Consider the following 16,841-nt stretch of genomic DNA (forward strand, 5'->3'; position numbering starts at 1 on the left):
CGGGTCGGGCAGCTCGGTCTCGTAGCCGAAGGTGTCGAAGCCGATGCGGCCGCCCTGCTCCGCGATCCAGACGTCGCGCGTCCTGTCGGCGTTCACGCCGTCGTCGACGTGCCCGAACAGGACGCGGTCCAGCGGCAGGCCCTCTTCGTCGAAGATGGCGATCGCGTTCTCGGCGTCGATCGCGAGGTGGGTCAGGACCGGTACGCCCGTGGTGAGCGAGGCGCGGGCCGCGGCGCGGTAGATCCGCTTGTCCAGGTCCGTCATGCGGCCGCCGCGGCTGACACCGACCTTGATGACACCGGCGAGGCCGCCGGTGCTGCCGATGCCGACGGTGATCTCGTGGACGAACTGCCGCATCAGGTAGTCCACGTCGGCGTTCGCGAAGTGCGGCAGGGCGGTGTCACCGCCGACGAAGCCGGTGCAGGCGACGATGTGGACACCGGTCTTCGCGGACAGCGACTTGTAGTAGTCGACGTCACGGCCGTTGCAGATGCCGGTCGCGTCGACGAAGGTGCCGCCGCCGTACTCGTGGAACGCGCGCAGCTTCGGGACGGTCTCCTCGTACCGCTGCTCGGGGGTCTTCCACCACTTGGTGTCCAGTTCGGAGCCGGGCATTCCGTACCCGATGTGCTCGTGGACCGCGACGAGTCCCAGTTCCTCGGCCGGGACCGGACCCAGGACCGTGTTCACTCTCGACACAACACTCACCTTTGAGTAAGAGACTTGATGGTCGTCCGTGCCGGCGCGCTCAGCGCACCGACAGCAGGTCGCGCGGGTTCTCCACGAGAATCCGCCGCGCGTCCTCGTCGCTGAGCCCCTGTGCCTTCAGGAGCGGGACGAAGGTGGCCAGGACATGGCTGTACGGCAGGTCGTTGCCGGGGTGGCCCTTCGCCACCCCGGTCGCGCTGCTCGAGAGCAGGATCCGGTTGCCGAGGCCGGCCCGCACGAGGTCGGCGACCAGGGCGGCGCGCTCGGCGTCGGTGACGTGTTCCCCGTCCTCCACGCCGACGTGGTCGAGCGCGACGTACGCGCCTCGCCGGGCGACCTCCAGGGGTGCTCCGGCGGCGACGGCGTCCTCGCGGTCGAGTCCGCCGACGACGACACGGTCGGCCGGCAGCTTCTCGTCCAGGACGACGTCGAGGTCGTGCAGGGCGTCGCTCCCGTAGCGGACGGAGACCGCGACGCCGGTGTTCAGAGCGGTCCGGGCCGCACCCCGGAACAGGCTCTCGTCGGTCGCGGTCATGCCCGCGCGGGTCGCGGTGGTGGCCACCAGACCCGCCGCGCCGCGGCGCTCCACCCGCGGGACCACCATGCCCTCGGTGACCTCCTTGGTGAAGAGGTCGGCGAACTTCTCGGCCGGCCACGGCGTCGGCGGGTTGGTCTGCGGCGTGAGGAAGTAGCCGCCGAGCATCTCCTCCGGGCCCTGCCCCGTCGAGGCGACGATGTGCACGCCGGTCGCGCGGGAGAGGGTCTCGTACAGCCGGACGTCCCGGCCGTGGAACATGCCGGTGCTGTCGACGACCGTGCCGCCGCCGTGGGCGCGGAAGTCCTTCAGCTTCGCGGCGAGGGTCTCGAAGATCTCGGCACGGTCGATGGTGATGTCGAAGGCGTGCTCCGCGCCCGGAACCACGGACAGCAGCGCCTCGTGGACCGAGACGACGCCCAGCTCATCGGCAGGCACCGGGCCCAGGACGGTGTTCACGGTGTTGCTCTTGACGCTCATGCCTGCCTCACGTGTCCGGGGTGGGGTGCACAGCACCCTGTGGCTGCGGTCACCGTAGCCATTCGCTTTACACGTCGTCAATGAAATGAACGTCATGAAAAAACAATGCACGGAAGGTAGAGGTGCGACATCCTCGGTTTACGTCACGCCAAGTCATCATGCAGTGCGTATGGCGTGAAGTCGGTCTGTGCGTTCGGCGTGCAGGGGCGCGTTAGGATCCCGGCATGGCGAACCTTCGTGAGGCGCAGAAGCGGATGACGCGCCGTCTGCTGCTGGAGTCGGGACTCGAGCTGTTCAAGACGAAGGGGTACGCCGCCACCACGGTCGACGACATCGCGACCGCGGCGGGCACCACACGAGTGACCTTCTACGCGTACTTCTCCTCCCGCAGCGAACTGATGAAGGCGCTCATCGACGAGCAGCTCAACGAGGCGCTGCAGCGCGTCCGCTCCCCCGAGCACGGCTCCACGGCACAGGACCTCGTCGCCACCGTCGCCGACGGAACGCCGGAGGCGATCATGGCGTGGCTGCGGCGAACCGCCGACAGCTGGCCGACCATCCGGCCGATCATCCGCATCGGCCGCGATGCCGCGGTGATCGATCCGGAACTCACCGACCTGGTCGAGCGATGGCTGGAGGAGGCCGTCGGCGACATCGAGGACGGACTGGCGACGGCCGGGCGCCTCGAACCCCATCAACGCCGCTTCCGGGGCGTTCTCGCGATGGCCCAGCTCGACTTCGTCGCCCAGCACTGGGACCGTGCCGACTGGAAGCTCACGCGCGACCAGATGCTCGACGAGCTCAGCGCCAGCTGGGTGCGGCTGCTGACCTGACCACGCCCGCGGGGCCGGGCAGGCGGTCGGCGTCAGAGATCCACCGCGACGTCGAACAGCAGCGCCCGGAGCCATTCGACGAAGTACTGATCGGCCAGTCGGGGGTTCCAGACCATGTCGATCCCGAGCCCGGGGAGCGGGAACGGGAACTCCTCGATCCGCAGGTCGGCGAGCGCCCGCATGGCGGCGGCGACCTGGTAGCGGAGGAGAGCGACGCCGCCCGCGCGTGCGACCAGGTAAGGGACCAGCAGGAAGTCGGAGCTCAGCTGGCCGACGCGGTAGGGGACGCCCTTCTCCTCCAGCACCGAGTAGGGGAAGACGCGCCGGTCGGTGTCGACGACGATGTGCGGCTGTGTGGTCAGGAGGTCGAGCGCGCTCGCCTCCGGTGGCGTGTCCGCCGAGGCCACCACCACACAGCGGTCGTCGTACAGCCGCTCGCGCGGGTACGGCGCGAAGTGCCCCTCGGAGAGCAGCACGACGTCGACGCCCTGGTCGGTGAAGGTGGCCTCGGTCGGCACCGTGATCGTACGCAGACGCAAGGTGGCGTGAGGAGCGCGTTCGGCGATGAGCCGCGTCAGCCGAGGGCCCACGACGAACGCCGTGCTGTTCGTCATGGCGACGGTGATGACGCGCCGGTCCGTGGCGGGGTCGAAGCAGGGGAAGTTCACGATGTGCGCCGTCTGCTGCAGGGCACTGCGCAGCGGCGCGATCAGCTCCAGCGCCCGCGGGGTCAGCGTGACGCCCGTTCCCTGGCGGACGACGAGCTCGTCACCCAGCAGACGCCGCATTCTCGTGAGGGCGTGGCTCATCGCCGGCTGTGACAGACCGACCCGCTCCGCCGCCCTGGTCACCGAGCGCTCCTCGAGGAGCGCGAGAAGGGGCACCAACAAGTTGAGGTTGACCGATGCCAGCCGGTCCAGCCCCGAACTCGTGGTGCCCCCTTCGTCGTGGCCCATGCGGCAACCTTACGCAACCGCTCGGGTCATCCGGCGCAGCCGGGGGATCGGGACCCGGTAGTCGAGCGCCACGGCCGCACCGGTGCCGTCGGCGTGCGGCCAGCGCATCAGCGCCGGCCCGCCGCCGGGCTCCCCGTCGACGTACGTCGGCTCCCCCTCCAGCGGCAGATGGCCCACCGCCTTGAGGTTCAGTCCGAACTGCTCGGTCCAGAAGTACGGCTGGAACCGGAGCGGCGGCGCGTCGTCGCCGTGGACCAGAGCCCTCGCCGCGGCCTTCGCCTGCTCGATGGCGCTGCTCCACAGGGGGATGCGGCGCAGGCCCTGCGGGGTGGGGAAGGCCGCGAGGTCACCGACGGCGGCGACCTCGGGGCGCACGAGCCCTCGCGAGTCGACCGGGACGGCGCCCCGCGCCACGAGTCCCGTGTCCGCGAGCCACTCCGTGTTGGGCACGTCGCCGACGGAGCTCAGGAGGAGCTCCGCCTCGAGGACCGTACCGTCGTCGAGGACGACCCGGGCCTCTCCCCCACGCCGTTCGAACCGTGCCGCCTCGGTCTCGACGATGGTGAGCCCACGGTCCAGCGCGGCCTTGACGAAGACGTCGGCGAGGTGGGCACCGAGCTGGAGGATCAGCGGCGGTCCCTGAGAGACCAGGGTGACCCGGCAACCGGCGGCCAGGCACCCCGAGGCGATCTCCATGCCGAGCGGGCCACCGCCCACCACGACGACCGACGGCCGGCTCGCCAGCCGGCTCCGCAGGGCCAGTGCGTCGTCGAGTCCCCGCAGGGTGATCTCCTCGGGGAGGTCGGACAGCCGTCGCGCCCGGGAACCGGTGGCGAGGACGAGACGGTCGTACGGCAGAGTCGTACCGTCGTCGAGCGCGACGAGCCGGCGGTCGAGGTCGAGTCCGGTCGCCCGGACGCCCAGGAGCTCCTTCGCCCCGTGGCCGGTCGGCGGGAGTTCGTGCGACGTCATGTCGTCGCCGTCGAGCAGGAGCGCCTTCGACAGGGCCGGGCGGCTGTACGCCGGGTGCGGTTCGTCGCCGACGACGGTCAGCTCGCCGTCGAAGCCGGCCTCGCGGAGCGTGTCGGCCGCGGTCAGCCCGGCGATCCCGTTGCCGACGACAACGACCCGGTCCATCGTGCGGCCGCTCATCCGACCCTCAGCGCGGCGACCGGACACACGCGGGCGGCGGCGTTCGCCAGGGCGGCGTCGGCTCCCTCGACCTCCTCGCGGTCGAGAACGAGCTCGCCGTCGTCGTCGAGGTGCATGAGCTGCGGGGCGGCCTCCTCGCACAGGCCGTGGCCCTCACAGCGGGGGCGGTCAAGAACGATCTTCATGCGGGGATCACCTCCAGGACGGGGAGCTCCTCGATGCTCCGGGTGATGTTGCCGGGGACGCGGACCTCGGGTCCGACGACGAAGCGCCGCACGCGCCGGGAGAGCGCTTCGATCACGGCGTGGGCCTCCAGGCGCGCGAGTCCCTGGCCCGCGCAGCCGTGCGGGCCGTAGCCGAAGGACAGGTGGTCGACCGGATTGCGCTCGACGAGGAAGGCGTCCGGGTTCTCGTAGTGCCGGGGGTCGCGGTTGCCGGCGCCGAACAGGATCGCGATCTGCGCGCCCGCCGGTATGACGGTCCCCTCGACCTCGACGTCCTTGGTGGCGCGCCGGCCCCAGGCGTGAACGGGCGGCCAGAAGCGCAGCGCCTCGTTGAAGGCCGCCGGTACCAGTGAGGGGTTCGCGCGCACCAGGTCGAGCTGCTCGGGGTGCGCGGCGAAGAGCGCGACGATGTTGCCGATCGCCGCGATGGTGGTGTCGACGCCGGCACCCAGGTACTGGTGGATGATGTGGCCGGCCGTGTCCGGCGGAATGGCACCCCGCGCCTCGGCCTCGAAGATGCCGCGGCCCACGGACCCCTCGGCCAGGTCCTCGGCCTTGACCTCGGAGCACCATCCGTAGAGCTCGCCGGCGACGGGGAAGTTCTCGGCCGTGCGCTGGTTCATCGGGCCGAGGACCTGCATGGCCGCCTGCCCCCAGCGCAGCATGTTGTCGCGCACGTGGCCCGTGAAGCCGATCAGGTCGGCGACGACCTCCAGCGGGAACGCCCGGGCGAGGGCGTCGATCGCCTCGAAGGAGCCCTTCTCCACGAGCTCCGCGACGAGAGCGTCCGCCTTCGCCTCGATCTGCCCCTTCAGACCGCGCAGCGCACGCGGCGAGAGGTTCTCGGTGAGCGTGGCGCGCAGTCGGGTGTGCGTCGGCGGATCGGACGCGAGCGAGGTGCCGGTGAGCGCCTCGTTGGCCATCGGGTTGAACGCGATCGAGGTCGAGGAGAACGACTCCCAGTCCGCGAGTGCGTCACGGATGACGTCGTACCGTGTCAGCGCGTGGACATCGTTCTTCCGGAGGTGGACGACCGGACCCCGCTCCCGCAGTTCGGCGTAGACGGGGTAGGGGTCGAGCAGGGTCTCGTCGGCGAAGAGGTCGACGTCGGAAGTGGGTGGGGTGGTCATGCCACCAGTGAAGTGGCCGGCCCCCTCATCCAACAAATGAATGTTTTACATGCTGTTAGATGCACGTCGTTCATGTTCACGGCGGGTTCACGGGAGCAGGTCGACGGAGAGCCGTTCCCGCAGCCGCGCGACCGTGGTGCCGTACGTCTCCAGGACCCGGACCCCGTCCGGGCCGGGGGCGAAGAGGCCGTGGTCGGTGTGGACGAGGCTGACGCAGGCGGTGCCGGTGAGCGGATACGTGCACGCGGGGACGAGCTTGGGGGCGCCGTCCCGGGTGAACAGCTTCATCATCACCAGGACCCGCCGCGCTCCGACGGCGAGATCCATCGCGCCGCCCACGGCGGGGATGGCGTCGGGATCGCCGGTGTGCCAGTTGGCCAGGTCACCGTGGTGCGAGACCTGGAACGCCCCGAGGACGCACACGTCCAGGTGACCACCGCGCATCATCGCGAAGGAGTCGGCGTGGTGGAAGTACGCCGCTCCGGGCAGCTCGGTGACCGGTACCTTTCCGGCATTCGTGAGGTCGGGGTCCACCTCGTCGCCCACCGCGGCCGGACCCATGCCGAGCATGCCGTTCTCGGTGTGCAGCACGATCCCCGCGTCCGGCGGCAGGTGCTCGGCGATCCTGGTCGGCTGCCCGATGCCGAGGTTGACGTAGGAGCCGGGCGGGATGTCGCGGGCGACGCGGGCCGCGAGTTCGTCGGTGGTGAGCGGGCCCCGGTCGGTGTGCTCCACGGGACCCGGTCCCGTTCCGGGTGCGGTGTTCACTGCTGTCATCAGCGGGCTCCTTGCACGGTGAGCCGGCGGGCCTCGGCCCGTACCAGGCGGTCGACGTAGATGCCCGGGGTGACCACGGTCTCCGGGTCGATCTCCCCGACGGGCACGATCTCGGTGACCTGGGCGACGACCGTGGTGGCCGCGGTGGCCATGACGGGGCCGAAGTTGCGGGCGGTCTTGCGGTAGACGAGGTTGCCCGCGGTGTCGGCCCGGTGCGCCGAGACCAGGGCCACGTCCCCCTTGATCGGATACTCCAGGACGTGGGCGCGCCCGTCGATCTCCCGGGTCTCCTTGCCCCTGGCCAGCGGGGTGCCGACACCGACGGGGCTGTAGAAGGCGCCGATGCCCGCCCCGGCGGCCCGCATCCGCTCGGCGAGGGTGCCCTGCGGCACCACCTCCAGCTCCACCCGGCCTGCCCGGTACAACTCGTCGAACACATGGGAGTCGCTCTGCCGGGGGAAGGAGCAGATCACCTTGCGCACCCGGCCCGCCTTGAGCAGCGCGGCCAGGCCCACGTCCCCGTTCCCGGCGTTGTTGGACACCACGGTCAGCTCGCCGGCGCCCTGCCGGATCAGCGCGTCGATGAGATCGAACGGCATGCCCGCCAGACCGAATCCGCCCACCAGGACCGTCGAGCCGTCCTCGACGCCCGCCACGGCCTCGTCGGCCGTCGCGGCGATGGTCGTGGTCATCCCCGGCTCACCTCGTCGGTGACGTTCTCCAGCACTACGGCGAGGGCCTGGCCCACACCGATGCAGATGGCCGCGACGCCCCAGCGTTCGCGCCGCTCGCGCAGCACCTTCGCCAGGGTGGCAAGGAGCCGGCCGCCGGAGGCGCCCAGCGGATGCCCGAGGGCGATGGCACCGCCCCGGGTGTTGACGATCTCCGGGTCGACGCCCCAGGCGTCCACGCAGGCGAGCGACTGCACCGCGAACGCCTCGTTCAGCTCGACCGCGCCGACGTCGCCCCAGCCGATACCGGCCCGGCGCAGTGCCTGCTCGGCGGCCTCCACGGGGGCGAAGCCGAACATCCGCGGCTCGACGGCATGCGCTCCGCGGCCGGCGATGCGGGCGACGGGTGCCAGCCCGATCCGGTCGGCCGCCGCCCCGGTGCCCAGCAGCACGGCCGACGCCCCGTCGCTCAGCGGGGAGGCGTTGCCGGCGGTGATCGTCCCGTCCGGGCGGAACGACGGCTTCAGGGCCGCCAGTCTGCCGGGGTCGGTGTCGGGGCGGAGGCCCTCGTCACGGGCGAGCCCCTCCACGGGGAGGACCAGGTCGTCGTAGAAACCGTCGTCCCAGGCCCGGGCCGCGAGCCGGTGGGAGCGCACCGCGAACGCGTCCTGCCGCTCCCGGGAGATCGAGAACTTCTCCCCGAGCAACTCGTTGCACTCCCCCAGCGAAACCGTCCACTCCTTCGGCATGGCGGGGTTGACCAGCCGCCAGCCCAGGGTCGTGGAGACGGCCGTGACATGGCCGGCGGGGAAGGCGCGGTCCGGCTTGGGCAGCACCCAGGGCGCGCGGGTCATGGACTCCACGCCGCCGGCGACGACGACGTCCGCGTCGCCGGACTCCAGGGTGCGCGAGGCGATGATCGCCGCGTCCAGGCCGGAGCCGCACAGCCGGTTCACGGTGGTGGCGGGCACGCTCACCGGCAGTCCGGCCAGCAGCACCGCCATCCGGCCGACGTTGCGGTTGTCCTCGCCGGCGCCGTTCGCGTTGCCCCACACCACGTCGCCGATCGCGGCGCGGTCCAGGCCGGGCGCCCGGTCCAGCAGTCCGGTCAGCGCGGTGGCGGCGAGGTCGTCGGGCCGCACCCCGGCCAGGGCTCCGGCGAACCGGCCGAACGGGGTGCGGGCCGCCGCGTAGAGGTAGGCGTCGCTCACGGTGTGCCGCTCCCCGTCAGGGCCAGCGGTTCGCCCTCCGCGTCCTCGACGGCCGCCGAGGACAGCGGGACCGGCGTGAACATGGGGGGCTCCTCGTCCGGGGTCAGGGCGGTCGGGCCGTACAGCCAGTCCGTGAACGAGTAGTCGTGGGTGTCGCGGGCGCGCAGCAGCACGTTGCGCCGCTCGCGGGCGACACCGTCGAGGTGCCACAGCTCGCCCCACTTGCGGGACGTGGTCAGCACGCGGCGGCAGTGCTCCGGGCGGACCGCCTCGTAGGCGGCGAGCGCGGCACCCCAGTCGACCGTGCCGTCCTCGGCTCGGTTGCGGGCGACGTGCTCGCCCAGCACCCAGCCGTCCTCGATGGCCATGATCGCGCCCTGCGCGATGTACTGCAGCGGCGGGTGCGCGGAGTCGCCGAGCAGCGCGATCCGGCCGTGGACCCAGTTCATGACCGGGTCGCGGTCGAACATCCGCCACCACTTGTCCCGCCACATGTACGGCAGGCCGTCCCTGACGAAGTCGCAGGTCCCGGCGAAGGCGGCGTCGAGCTCGTCCGGCGTGCCCCAGTCCTCCCGGCCGGCCAGCGCCTTGGGCGACTCGAAGACCGCGACCTGGTTGAGCAGCTCGCCGCCGCGCAGGCCGTAGTGGACGAAGTGGCAGGCGGGGCCGATGTACACCACGACCTCGCTGAGGTCGGTGGACCGCACCCGCGGCAGCTCGGCGGGGACGGTGCCGCGGTAGGCCACGTACGCCGAGGAGACGGGCTCGTCGTCGACGAGCAGCTTGCGGGCGACGGAGTGCAGGCCGTCGCCCGCGATCACGACGCCGGCCTCGTGGGTCTCGCCGGAGGCGAGGGTCACGCGGGCGCCGTCGTCGGTGTTCTCGTACGAGGTCACCTGCGCGTCGGTGATCAGCTCGACGCCGGCGCGCTCGCACGCGCGCAGGAGCAGGCCGTGCAGGTCGCTGCGGTGGATGACCATGTACGGATAGCCGTAGCGCTTCTCCAGGTCCCGCAGGTCGATCCGGGTCAGCTCGTCGCCGTCGACGGCGTCGCGCATGACCATCGCGTCCGGGACGACGCCGAGGCTCTTGGCCTCCTGGAGGAGACCGTAGTCGTCGAGGATGCGGGTGCAGTTGGGGGCGAGCTGGATGCCGGCGCCGACCTCGCCGAAGGCGGGGGCGCGCTCCAGCAGGCGGACGCTCAGGCCCTGGCGGGTCAGCGAGAACGCCGCGCCGAGGCCGCCGATGCCACCGCCGACGACGACCACATCAGGGTGGGACATGACTTGCTCCTCTACAGCCACGGGCCGAGCTCAGGAGCGTCGGCGAGCGTGTGGGGGCGGCCGGCCAGCCAGGCGGCGACCTCGGGCAGAGGGCCGTCGGGGAGCTCGGTCAGCCCGCGCTTGGTGCTGATCTCGTCGACCAGGGCGGTCAGGAAGCCGCTCGGGAGGTCGGCGAAGGTGATGCCGGTGCCGAGATCGACGGCGTGGACGCATACCTCGCGGGCGCGCATCCACGGGAGCTCGGTGGCGGGGACGGTGCGGCCCTGGGCGGTGACGACCTGGTGCCGCCACTGCTCGTCGGTGAGCCGGTCCAGTCCCCCGGCGAGCCGGTGCGCGGAGGCGGCCAGCCAGGAGCGGAGCTCGTCGGCCGACAGGGCCGGGCCCTTGGCGATGCCGGCGGCGCGCTCCTCGGGGGAGGCGTACATCGGCGTCCGTTCGCCGGTGGCCGCCCAGTGCACCAGGTTGCCCAGGGCACCGGCGTTGGCGGCGACGTGCGCCGCGAGGTGCTTGCGGGTCCACTCCGGCAGCACGCTGGGGGCCGAGAAGCCGGCCTCGTCGAGGCCCGCGACGGCGCCGAGCAGCAGCTCGGTGCCCGTGCGGGCCCACTCGCGCGCGTCGGCGGACGTCCGCGTGGGGGCGGTCATCCCTCGACCACCTTGTTGGTGCAGGCGCCCAGGCCGGCGATCTCGGTGACCACGGTCTGGCCGGGGAGCAGGAAGACCTTGGGGTCGCGGGCGTTGCCCACGCCGGCCGGGGTGCCGGTGGCGATGATGTCGCCCGGGCGCAGGGTGATGACGGTGGAGATGTACTGGACCAGGAACACCGGGTCGAACAGCAGCGTGCCGGTGTCGTCCTGCTGCATGACCTGACCGTCGACGACCGTCTTCACCTCGAGCGCGGGGCGGACGCCGCCGGCCTCGTCGGGGGTGACGACGTAGGGGCCGACCGGGGTGGAGGCCTCCCAGATCTTGCCCTGGGTCCACTCGATGGTGCGGAACTGCCAGTCGCGCACCGAGATGTCGTTCATGACGGTGAAGCCCGCGATGGCGTCCGCGGCCTGCTGCTCGTCGGCGCGGCGCACCTGCTTGCCGATCACGACGGCCAGCTCGACCTCCCAGTCGAGCGCGTCGGTCTCGGCCGGCTTGACGATGTCGTCGTGCGCGCCCAGCAGGGTGTCGGCGAACTTCGGGAACAGGGTCGGGTGGCTCGGGAGCTCCCGGCCCATCTCCTTGATGTGGTTGGTGTAGTTGTGGCCGACGCAGACGACCTTGGACGGGTTGGGGACGACCGGCGCGAAGTCCGCGTCCTCGACCGGGTAGGCGGTGCCGGAGGCGGCGGCGGCCTTGGCCTGCCAGTCGGCCTCGGCGAACAGCTCGCCCAGGTCGGCGTACCCGAGGTCGACGAGGACCTCGCCGTCGAGGCGGACCGCCCGGGTCCCGTCGGCGGTGCGGATGGTGGCGAGCTTCATGTTCAGGCGTCCTTCCGGGTGCGGTTGAGCTTGAGCGCCTCGAAGACGGGCGCGTCGGAGAAGCGGAACAGGTCGAGGGCGCCCTCGTCGGAGTCGGTCGCGCCGGCCTCGGACCTGGCGGAGAACGGCTCCCAGGACGGGACGACGAACAGGTCGCCGCGGCTGACCGTCCAGGACTCGCCGCCGACGGTCACCACGCCGGAGCCGTCGAAGACCTGGTAGACCGACGAACCGGTCTCGCGCACCGGCGCGGTCTCGGCGCCGCGGGCGATGCGGTGGAACTCGGCGCGGACGGTCGGCAGGACGTCGGAGCCGTCGTGCGGGTTGGAGTAGCGCACCGCGGCGTGGCCGGGCTCGACGGTGCCGCCGAAGCCCTCCTTCTCCAGCAGGAGCTGGTCGCCCAGGGCGGCGTTGGTGTACTCCCACTTGTAGGACAGCAGCGGGCTGCCCGGCGTGGCCGGGACGGCCGACAGCGGGCGCAGGCCCGGGTGGCCCCACAGGCGCTCGGAGCGCGAGCGGTCCGGGGTGATCCGCTCGGCGTCGCTGATCTCGTCGCGGCCGAACTCGAAGAACTGCGCCTCGGTGACGTACTGGAACGGGATGTCCAGGCCGTCGATCCAGGCCATCGGCTCCGAGGTGGCGTTGTGGTGGGCGTGCCAGTTCCAGCCGGCCTGCGGGAGGAAGTCACCACGGTTCATCGGCACCGGGTCGCCGCCGACGACCGTCCACACACCCGAGCCCTCGACGACGAAGCGGAACGCGTGCTGGGTGTGCCGGTGTTCGGGGGCGTCCTCGCCCGGCATCAGGTACTGGATGGCGGCCCACAGGGTGGGAGTGGCGAACGGTCGCCCGCCGAGGGAGGGGTTGGCCAGCGCGATGGCCCGGCGCTCACCGCCGCGGCCGACGGGGACCAGGTCGCCGGCCCGGTCCGCCAGCTCCCGCAGCCGCTTCCAGCGCCACAGGTACGGCACGGCGCGCGAGCGCGGGTGGGCCGGCATCAGGTCGCCGATCTCGGTCCACAGCGGGACGAGCAGTTCCTGCTCGAAGCCCCGGTACAGCTCTTCGAGCGCCGGGGTGACCTCGGGTTGCCCCTCCGCGGAGACGGCCTGGAGCCGGACCGGGGAACCCGTAGCGATGTCTTGGGCGGTGGAGGACTGAGTCACAGACCACAGCGTGCATCGTGTCTTCCAGGAGAACATGGGGATTCTGGAGAGCAGAATCGAAGAGGAAACGCCATGGACAAGCCGCTCAAGACACCGCCGCCCTACCCCATCGCCAGCGTCGACCACGCGCTGCGGACGGCGACCATCCTGCAGATGGAGGGCGGCGCGACCGTGTCGCAGATCGCCGAGCGGCTGGGCGTCGCCAGGTCGACCGCCCACCGGGTCCTGGCGATGCTCGTCTACCGGGACTTCGCCGTGCAGGACGAGGACCGCGTCTACCGTGCGGGGCCGGTGCTGGAACTCGCCGCGCACTCCCAGTCCCTCGTGTCGCGGCTGCGCGCTGCGGCCCTGCCCCATCTGCACCGGGTCGTCGATCTGCTGGACGAGACAACGAACCTGATCGTGCGCACCGGGGACACGGTCCGGTTCATCGCCAGTGTCGAGTGCCGGCAGGCGCTGCGGGTCGGTTCCCGGGAGGGCATGGTGTTCCCGGCCCACCGCACGACGGCGGGGCTGCTCCTGCTCGCCGACCTCTCCGGCGAGGAGCTGGAGGAGGTCTACGCCCCCGAGCGCTACCGCGACCGTCCGGCCGACCGCCCGGATCTCGCCCGGCTGCGGACCGAGTTGAGGCGTCTGCGCCGCAACGGGTTCGCCGTCAACAAGGAGCGGTCCGAACGCGGTCTCATCGCCGTCGGCGTACCGGTGCGCGACCAGGGCGGCACCGCGCTGGCCGGTCTGTCGGTGTCGATGCCCGGCGTGCGCTACGACCCGCACCGCCTCCAGCCCCTGGTCGCCACCCTGGACGCCGCGGCGCACGCGCTGGAGAAGGACCTGGCCGAGCAGCACTGAGCCCCTGGACCCCTGGGCCCCTGACCACATGACGACGCGGACACTTGCCTTACGGAAATTCAGCTCACCTTAGATCGCGAACACACCATTGACGTGCCGTAAAGCGAGTGTCATTCTCCACGGCATCACGCCCGACTCGCGTCGTGCCCCTCTCCCCCACCGCGCACGCAGAGCCGAGCCCTTCCACGCTCTCAGGGCTCCCGCTCCCGGGACGCCCTTCTTCCCAGCCAGGGAGAACAGCAATGACGCTCAACAACGGGACGACGACGTCCCCCGGCCCCACCGCGGGGGCCGCCCGGGCACCGGGCTACGCGGGAACACTGGCTGCCGCCTGCTGCGCGGTCTTCGTGGCCCAGGTCGCGAACGCACTGCCGGCCTCGCTCCTCGGACTCTTCCAGGAGGACCTGCACACCCACGGATCCCAGCTCACGTGGATCACCGCGGCGTTCATGATCGCCGTGGTCTGCTTCGAGTTCACCTTCGGCGTCCTCGGTGACCTCTTCGGACGGCGAAGGCTCGTCGCGGCCGGCACGGCCCTGGTCGCCGCGGGCAGCACCGTGGCCGCGCTCGCGCCCACCGTCCAGGTGCTGTGGATCGGCGCCGCCCTGAACGGGCTGGGCGCCGGCGCCATGTTCCCCGGCTCGCTCACCGCGATCACCGCCGTCACCCGCAGCATGCGGGAACGGGCACACGCGGTGGCACTCTGGAGCGGCTTCCTGTCCGCCGGTGCCGCCGTCTCGCCCCTGCTCGGCGGCATGTTCGCCAAGATCGGGTCATGGCGCGGTTCCTTCGGGGTGCTCGTCGGACTCGCCCTGGTCAGCATGGTGCTCACCCTGATGCTGGCCACGGAGTCGAAGGCGCCCGAGGGCCGCAAGTTCGACGTGGCCGGCCAGATCACCTTCGCCGTCGGTCTCATCCTGGTGCTGTACGGCGCCGTCGAGGGGCCCGAGTCGGGCTGGACCACCCTTCCCGTCCTGCTCGCCTTCGCCTTCGGCGCGTGCTTCCTCGCCGGGTTCGTCGTGGTGGAACTGGGGGCCGAATCCCCGATCTTCGACCTGAAGCTGTTCCGCAACCGGGCCTTCACCGTGTCGTCCGTCGTCGCGGTCATCGGCATGCTCGCCTTCCTCGGCGCCTGCTTCTCGATGAGCATGTGGATGGGCCCGGTACAGCACCCGGTACAGCACGCCCTGCCCGACCCCGGCCCTGCGCGCGATCCTGGACAGCGGAGCGTCCAGACCGTGCACCGCGTAGATCTCCCGGGCGGCGGTGACCAGGGCGGCCCGGTTGCCGGCGGCGGCCTTCGGCCCCCGGTTCGCGGGCCTCCGCTCGTCCGACGTGGGGTGCTGGGTCATCCGGACAGAGTAACGGGGGGGCCGTCAGGGACCCGGCGCTCGGTACGAGCCGCCGCCGCAGCCGCTCCGCGGCTCTACCTGACCCCCTCCGCGGCGACGGCGAGGGCCTGGCGCAGGGTCGCCTCCAACTCGGCCTCCGTCGCCGTGCGTTCGCCCTCGGCGGGAGCACCGCGCCAGGCGTGGTGCTCGACCGCCGCGCGCAGGGCCGCGTTGAACATCGCCGCGCGGATCGTCACGCGCAGGTCGCCGGCCGGCAGTCCGGCCCGCTCGGCGAGGGCGCGGGCGAACGCCGGCTCGGCCTCGTCGTAGGCCTGGAGCCAGACGGCGCGCAAGCCGGGTTCGGTCCGGGTGAGCCGGACCAGGGCGCCGACGGTGGCCCGATCGGGGCCGCCGGCGATGCCCGGCCCCGCCGTCAGCCACCGGTCCAGGGCCTGTTCCAGAGGCTGCCCGGACGGCCACTCCCGCAGGAAGGCGGTGATCGTGTCGATGCCCTCCGAGAACAGCGGGCCCACGCAGCTCTCCTTGCTCGGGAAGTAGCGCCACACGGTGCGCGCCGACAGACCGACGGCCCGGCCGATCTGTTCGCCGGTCGTGGACGCGACGCCCTGGGTGACGAACAGGTCCACCGCGGCACGGGCGATCCCCCGCCGGATCTCGGTCCTGCGCGCCTCGGTCAGGGGCGGCCGTCCCGTGCGGCCACGGGCTGCGGTCATCGGTTCCTCCGGCTCCGTCGGTCGTGTGATCGAGCTCTCGGAGATCTTCCACCACGACTTCGTGTCACTCAGAGACAATAAATCGTACGGTGGTGGTGCCGGGGGCGGTCGGAGCCCCCGGCGACGACGAACAGGAGAGCTTCATGGCCGGCGCATTCGACGGACGCGGCGTCATCGTCACCGGGGCCGGATCGGGGATAGGCCGCGCCGCCGCCCTGGCCTTCGCCGCCGAGGGCGCCCGGGTCCTGGTGGCGGACCTCGACGCCGAGGGCGCCGCGTCGGTGGTCGAGGCGATCGAGGAGTCCGGCGGCACCGCGGTCGCCGTCACCGGCGACCTCAGCGACCAGGCCGTCGTGGACCGGGTGACGCGGACCGCCGTGGAGCGTTTCGGCGGCGTGGACGTCCTGGTGAACAACGCCGGGATCATGGACGGGATGACGGCACTGGCGGACGTGGCCGACGCGGAGTGGGAACGTGTCCTCCGGGTCAACCTGACCGCGCCCTTCCTGCTCACCCGCGCCGTGCTGCCGCACATGCTGGCGGCCGGCAAGGGCGCCGTCGTCAACACCGCCTCCGAGGCCGGCCTGCGGGGCAGCGCGGCGGGCGCCGCCTACACGGCCTCGAAGCACGGCCTGGTCGGACTGACCAAGAACCTCGCGGTGATGTACCGCAAGCAGGGCATCCGCGCGAACGCCATCGCCCCGGGCGGCACCGCCACCGGCATCGTCGTCGACGCCGACCCGGCCGCCCACGGCCCCGCGGCGCTCGGCCCCCACTTCGTCAACCTCGGTCGCGTGGCCCAGCCCGAGGAACAGGCCGCCGCCATCCTGTTCCTCGCCTCGGACGCGGCGAGCAACATCAATGGCGTGATCCTGCCGGTGGACGACGGCTGGGCGGCGGTCTGACCGTTCCTAGAAACTGAGCGGGAGTGAGCCCTGGTGCCAGGACTCGTGCTCAGCCGTGTGCCCCGAACGGTTGTGGGCACACTGGTCGCCCGCTTTCGCTCCGCGTCCGGGCGGCACGGATCGTGTCCGTGGTCCGGGAATGCGGGGGCGGGGTCCCTCACGCCCCGGGCTGCCCGGTCGGGCCTGGACGGTCCGATGCCCCGCACGATCACTCCGGTCGTGCGGGGGCGGTGCCGTCCGTCGCCGGATCGGGTGTCCCAGGGCGCGTCGTCCGATCGCCACGGCGGCAGCGTCATGCCGCGTAGCCTTCCTGTTCTTGCTGGTGAGGGGTTTTTGCCAGTGCTGGGCGCCCCAGCGGCTGGTGTAGGCCGGGTCGACGGCGACGACGGTCACACCGAGTTCGGCGGCCATGGACACCAGCCGGGCCCGCA

Annotated in this window: 17 protein-coding genes and 3 pseudogenes; 4 read left to right on the forward strand and 16 right to left on the reverse strand. The window is 72.0% G+C overall.

Going from position 1 to position 16,841, the window contains the following annotated elements; translation table 11 throughout:
• Together RH94_RS37260 and RH94_RS37265 are read right to left on the reverse strand one after the other, a co-directional pair.
• Nucleotides 1–699: phosphotriesterase family protein (locus RH94_RS37260; RefSeq protein WP_234426327.1), on the reverse strand; the 699-nt coding region annotated here is incomplete at its 3' end.
• Nucleotides 700–748: 49 nt separating this feature from the next.
• Nucleotides 749–1,723 (reverse strand): phosphotriesterase family protein, encoded by a 975-nt coding sequence (locus tag RH94_RS37265; protein WP_073952729.1) that lies wholly within the window; start codon nt 1,721–1,723, stop codon nt 749–751.
• A 224-nt stretch (nt 1,724–1,947) separates the two neighbouring features.
• Between RH94_RS37265 and RH94_RS37270 the strand changes: the two genes are divergently transcribed.
• On the forward strand, nt 1,948–2,556 hold the full coding sequence (locus RH94_RS37270; RefSeq protein ID WP_073952730.1) for a TetR/AcrR family transcriptional regulator: 609 nt from the start codon (nt 1,948–1,950) through the stop codon (nt 2,554–2,556).
• A 32-nt stretch (nt 2,557–2,588) separates the two neighbouring features.
• Here the strand turns inward: RH94_RS37270 and RH94_RS37275 are convergent, their stop codons facing one another.
• From RH94_RS37275 to RH94_RS37325, 11 genes are all read right to left on the reverse strand, one after another.
• Entirely contained in the window at nt 2,589–3,512 is a 924-nt protein-coding gene (locus tag RH94_RS37275) for a LysR family transcriptional regulator (protein ID WP_073952731.1), read from the reverse strand.
• Between the two features lie 9 nt (nt 3,513–3,521).
• Nucleotides 3,522–4,649, reverse strand: coding sequence for an NAD(P)/FAD-dependent oxidoreductase (locus RH94_RS37280; RefSeq protein WP_234426328.1), 1,128 nt, complete (start codon nt 4,647–4,649; stop codon nt 3,522–3,524).
• Nucleotides 4,650–4,660: 11 nt separating this feature from the next.
• The gene (locus tag RH94_RS37285) at nt 4,661–4,849 is read right to left on the reverse strand and encodes a ferredoxin (RefSeq protein WP_073952733.1); all 189 of its coding nucleotides are present in this window, start codon (nt 4,847–4,849) and stop codon (nt 4,661–4,663) included.
• Nucleotides 4,846–6,018, reverse strand: coding sequence for a cytochrome P450 (locus RH94_RS37290; RefSeq protein WP_073952734.1), 1,173 nt, complete (start codon nt 6,016–6,018; stop codon nt 4,846–4,848). The genes RH94_RS37285 and RH94_RS37290 overlap by 4 nt, the downstream gene beginning before the upstream one ends.
• Nucleotides 6,019–6,105: 87 nt before the next feature.
• Nucleotides 6,106–6,795 (reverse strand): 3-oxoacid CoA-transferase subunit B, encoded by a 690-nt coding sequence (locus tag RH94_RS37295; protein WP_073952735.1) that lies wholly within the window; start codon nt 6,793–6,795, stop codon nt 6,106–6,108.
• On the reverse strand, nt 6,795–7,487 hold the full coding sequence (locus tag RH94_RS37300; RefSeq protein ID WP_073952736.1) for a 3-oxoacid CoA-transferase subunit A: 693 nt from the start codon (nt 7,485–7,487) through the stop codon (nt 6,795–6,797). The genes RH94_RS37295 and RH94_RS37300 overlap by 1 nt, the downstream gene beginning before the upstream one ends.
• Nucleotides 7,484–8,677, reverse strand: a complete 1,194-nt coding sequence (locus RH94_RS37305; RefSeq protein ID WP_073952737.1) for a thiolase family protein — start codon at nt 8,675–8,677, stop codon at nt 7,484–7,486. The genes RH94_RS37300 and RH94_RS37305 overlap by 4 nt, the downstream gene beginning before the upstream one ends.
• Entirely contained in the window at nt 8,674–9,945 is a 1,272-nt protein-coding gene (locus RH94_RS37310; protein WP_073952738.1) for an FAD-dependent oxidoreductase, read from the reverse strand. Before RH94_RS37310 ends, RH94_RS37305 begins: the two co-directional genes overlap by 4 nt.
• A gap of 26 nt (nt 9,946–9,971) precedes the next feature.
• Nucleotides 9,972–10,604: a maleylpyruvate isomerase family mycothiol-dependent enzyme gene (locus RH94_RS37315; protein ID WP_073952739.1), complete on the reverse strand. Its 633-nt coding sequence runs from the start codon at nt 10,602–10,604 to the stop codon at nt 9,972–9,974.
• Entirely contained in the window at nt 10,601–11,428 is an 828-nt protein-coding gene (locus RH94_RS37320) for a fumarylacetoacetate hydrolase family protein (protein WP_073952740.1), read from the reverse strand. Before RH94_RS37320 ends, RH94_RS37315 begins: the two co-directional genes overlap by 4 nt.
• Nucleotides 11,429–11,430: 2 nt before the next feature.
• Complete coding sequence (locus RH94_RS37325) at nt 11,431–12,591, reverse strand: cupin domain-containing protein (RefSeq protein WP_107428915.1); 1,161 nt, start codon at nt 12,589–12,591, stop codon at nt 11,431–11,433.
• A 72-nt stretch (nt 12,592–12,663) separates the two neighbouring features.
• Here RH94_RS37325 and RH94_RS37330 point away from each other — a divergent pair, with 72 nt between their 5' ends.
• Nucleotides 12,664–13,440: an IclR family transcriptional regulator gene (locus RH94_RS37330; protein ID WP_073952742.1), complete on the forward strand. Its 777-nt coding sequence runs from the start codon at nt 12,664–12,666 to the stop codon at nt 13,438–13,440.
• A 242-nt stretch (nt 13,441–13,682) separates the two neighbouring features.
• A pseudogene (locus tag RH94_RS37335) lies at nt 13,683–14,561 on the forward strand (MFS transporter); the annotation flags it as partial.
• 51 nt (nt 14,562–14,612) lie between these two features.
• On the opposite strand, the pseudogene RH94_RS37340 reads toward RH94_RS37335, so the two are convergent.
• Together RH94_RS37340 and RH94_RS37345 are read right to left on the reverse strand one after the other, a co-directional pair.
• Nucleotides 14,613–14,792 (reverse strand): annotated as a pseudogene (locus RH94_RS37340) (TetR family transcriptional regulator); the annotation flags it as partial.
• Between the two features lie 74 nt (nt 14,793–14,866).
• On the reverse strand, nt 14,867–15,505 hold the full coding sequence (locus RH94_RS37345) for a TetR/AcrR family transcriptional regulator (RefSeq protein ID WP_079189331.1): 639 nt from the start codon (nt 15,503–15,505) through the stop codon (nt 14,867–14,869).
• Nucleotides 15,506–15,648: 143 nt separating this feature from the next.
• On the opposite strand from RH94_RS37345, the gene RH94_RS37350 reads away from it, so the two are divergent.
• Nucleotides 15,649–16,410, forward strand: coding sequence for an SDR family NAD(P)-dependent oxidoreductase (locus RH94_RS37350; RefSeq protein WP_073952754.1), 762 nt, complete (start codon nt 15,649–15,651; stop codon nt 16,408–16,410).
• A gap of 6 nt (nt 16,411–16,416) precedes the next feature.
• On the opposite strand, the pseudogene RH94_RS45885 reads toward RH94_RS37350, so the two are convergent.
• Nucleotides 16,417–16,841, reverse strand: a pseudogene (locus tag RH94_RS45885) (IS200/IS605 family accessory protein TnpB-related protein); the annotation flags it as partial.

It is taken from the genome of Streptomyces kebangsaanensis, from assembly GCF_001906585.1.
In the GTDB taxonomy this organism is placed as follows: Bacteria; Actinomycetota; Actinomycetes; order Streptomycetales; family Streptomycetaceae; genus Streptomyces; species Streptomyces kebangsaanensis.

Excerpts from the sequence above, each read along its gene's own strand:
- RH94_RS37350 (WP_073952754.1), top strand. The coding sequence starts at position 15,649 with ATGGCCGGCGCATTCGACGGACGCGGCGTCATCGTCACCGGGGCCGGA.
- RH94_RS37345 (WP_079189331.1), bottom strand. The coding sequence starts at position 15,505 with ATGACCGCAGCCCGTGGCCGCACGGGACGGCCGCCCCTGACCGAGGCG.
- RH94_RS37330 (WP_073952742.1), top strand. The coding sequence starts at position 12,664 with ATGGACAAGCCGCTCAAGACACCGCCGCCCTACCCCATCGCCAGCGTC.
- RH94_RS37320 (WP_073952740.1), bottom strand. The coding sequence starts at position 11,428 with ATGAAGCTCGCCACCATCCGCACCGCCGACGGGACCCGGGCGGTCCGC.
- RH94_RS37315 (WP_073952739.1), bottom strand. The coding sequence starts at position 10,604 with ATGACCGCCCCCACGCGGACGTCCGCCGACGCGCGCGAGTGGGCCCGC.
- RH94_RS37290 (WP_073952734.1), bottom strand. The coding sequence starts at position 6,018 with ATGACCACCCCACCCACTTCCGACGTCGACCTCTTCGCCGACGAGACC.
- RH94_RS37285 (WP_073952733.1), bottom strand. The coding sequence starts at position 4,849 with ATGAAGATCGTTCTTGACCGCCCCCGCTGTGAGGGCCACGGCCTGTGC.
- RH94_RS37270 (WP_073952730.1), top strand. The coding sequence starts at position 1,948 with ATGGCGAACCTTCGTGAGGCGCAGAAGCGGATGACGCGCCGTCTGCTG.
- RH94_RS37295 (WP_073952735.1), bottom strand. The coding sequence starts at position 6,795 with ATGACAGCAGTGAACACCGCACCCGGAACGGGACCGGGTCCCGTGGAG.
- RH94_RS37265 (WP_073952729.1), bottom strand. The coding sequence starts at position 1,723 with ATGAGCGTCAAGAGCAACACCGTGAACACCGTCCTGGGCCCGGTGCCT.
- RH94_RS37300 (WP_073952736.1), bottom strand. The coding sequence starts at position 7,487 with ATGACCACGACCATCGCCGCGACGGCCGACGAGGCCGTGGCGGGCGTC.
- RH94_RS37280 (WP_234426328.1), bottom strand. The coding sequence starts at position 4,649 with ATGGACCGGGTCGTTGTCGTCGGCAACGGGATCGCCGGGCTGACCGCG.
- RH94_RS37275 (WP_073952731.1), bottom strand. The coding sequence starts at position 3,512 with ATGGGCCACGACGAAGGGGGCACCACGAGTTCGGGGCTGGACCGGCTG.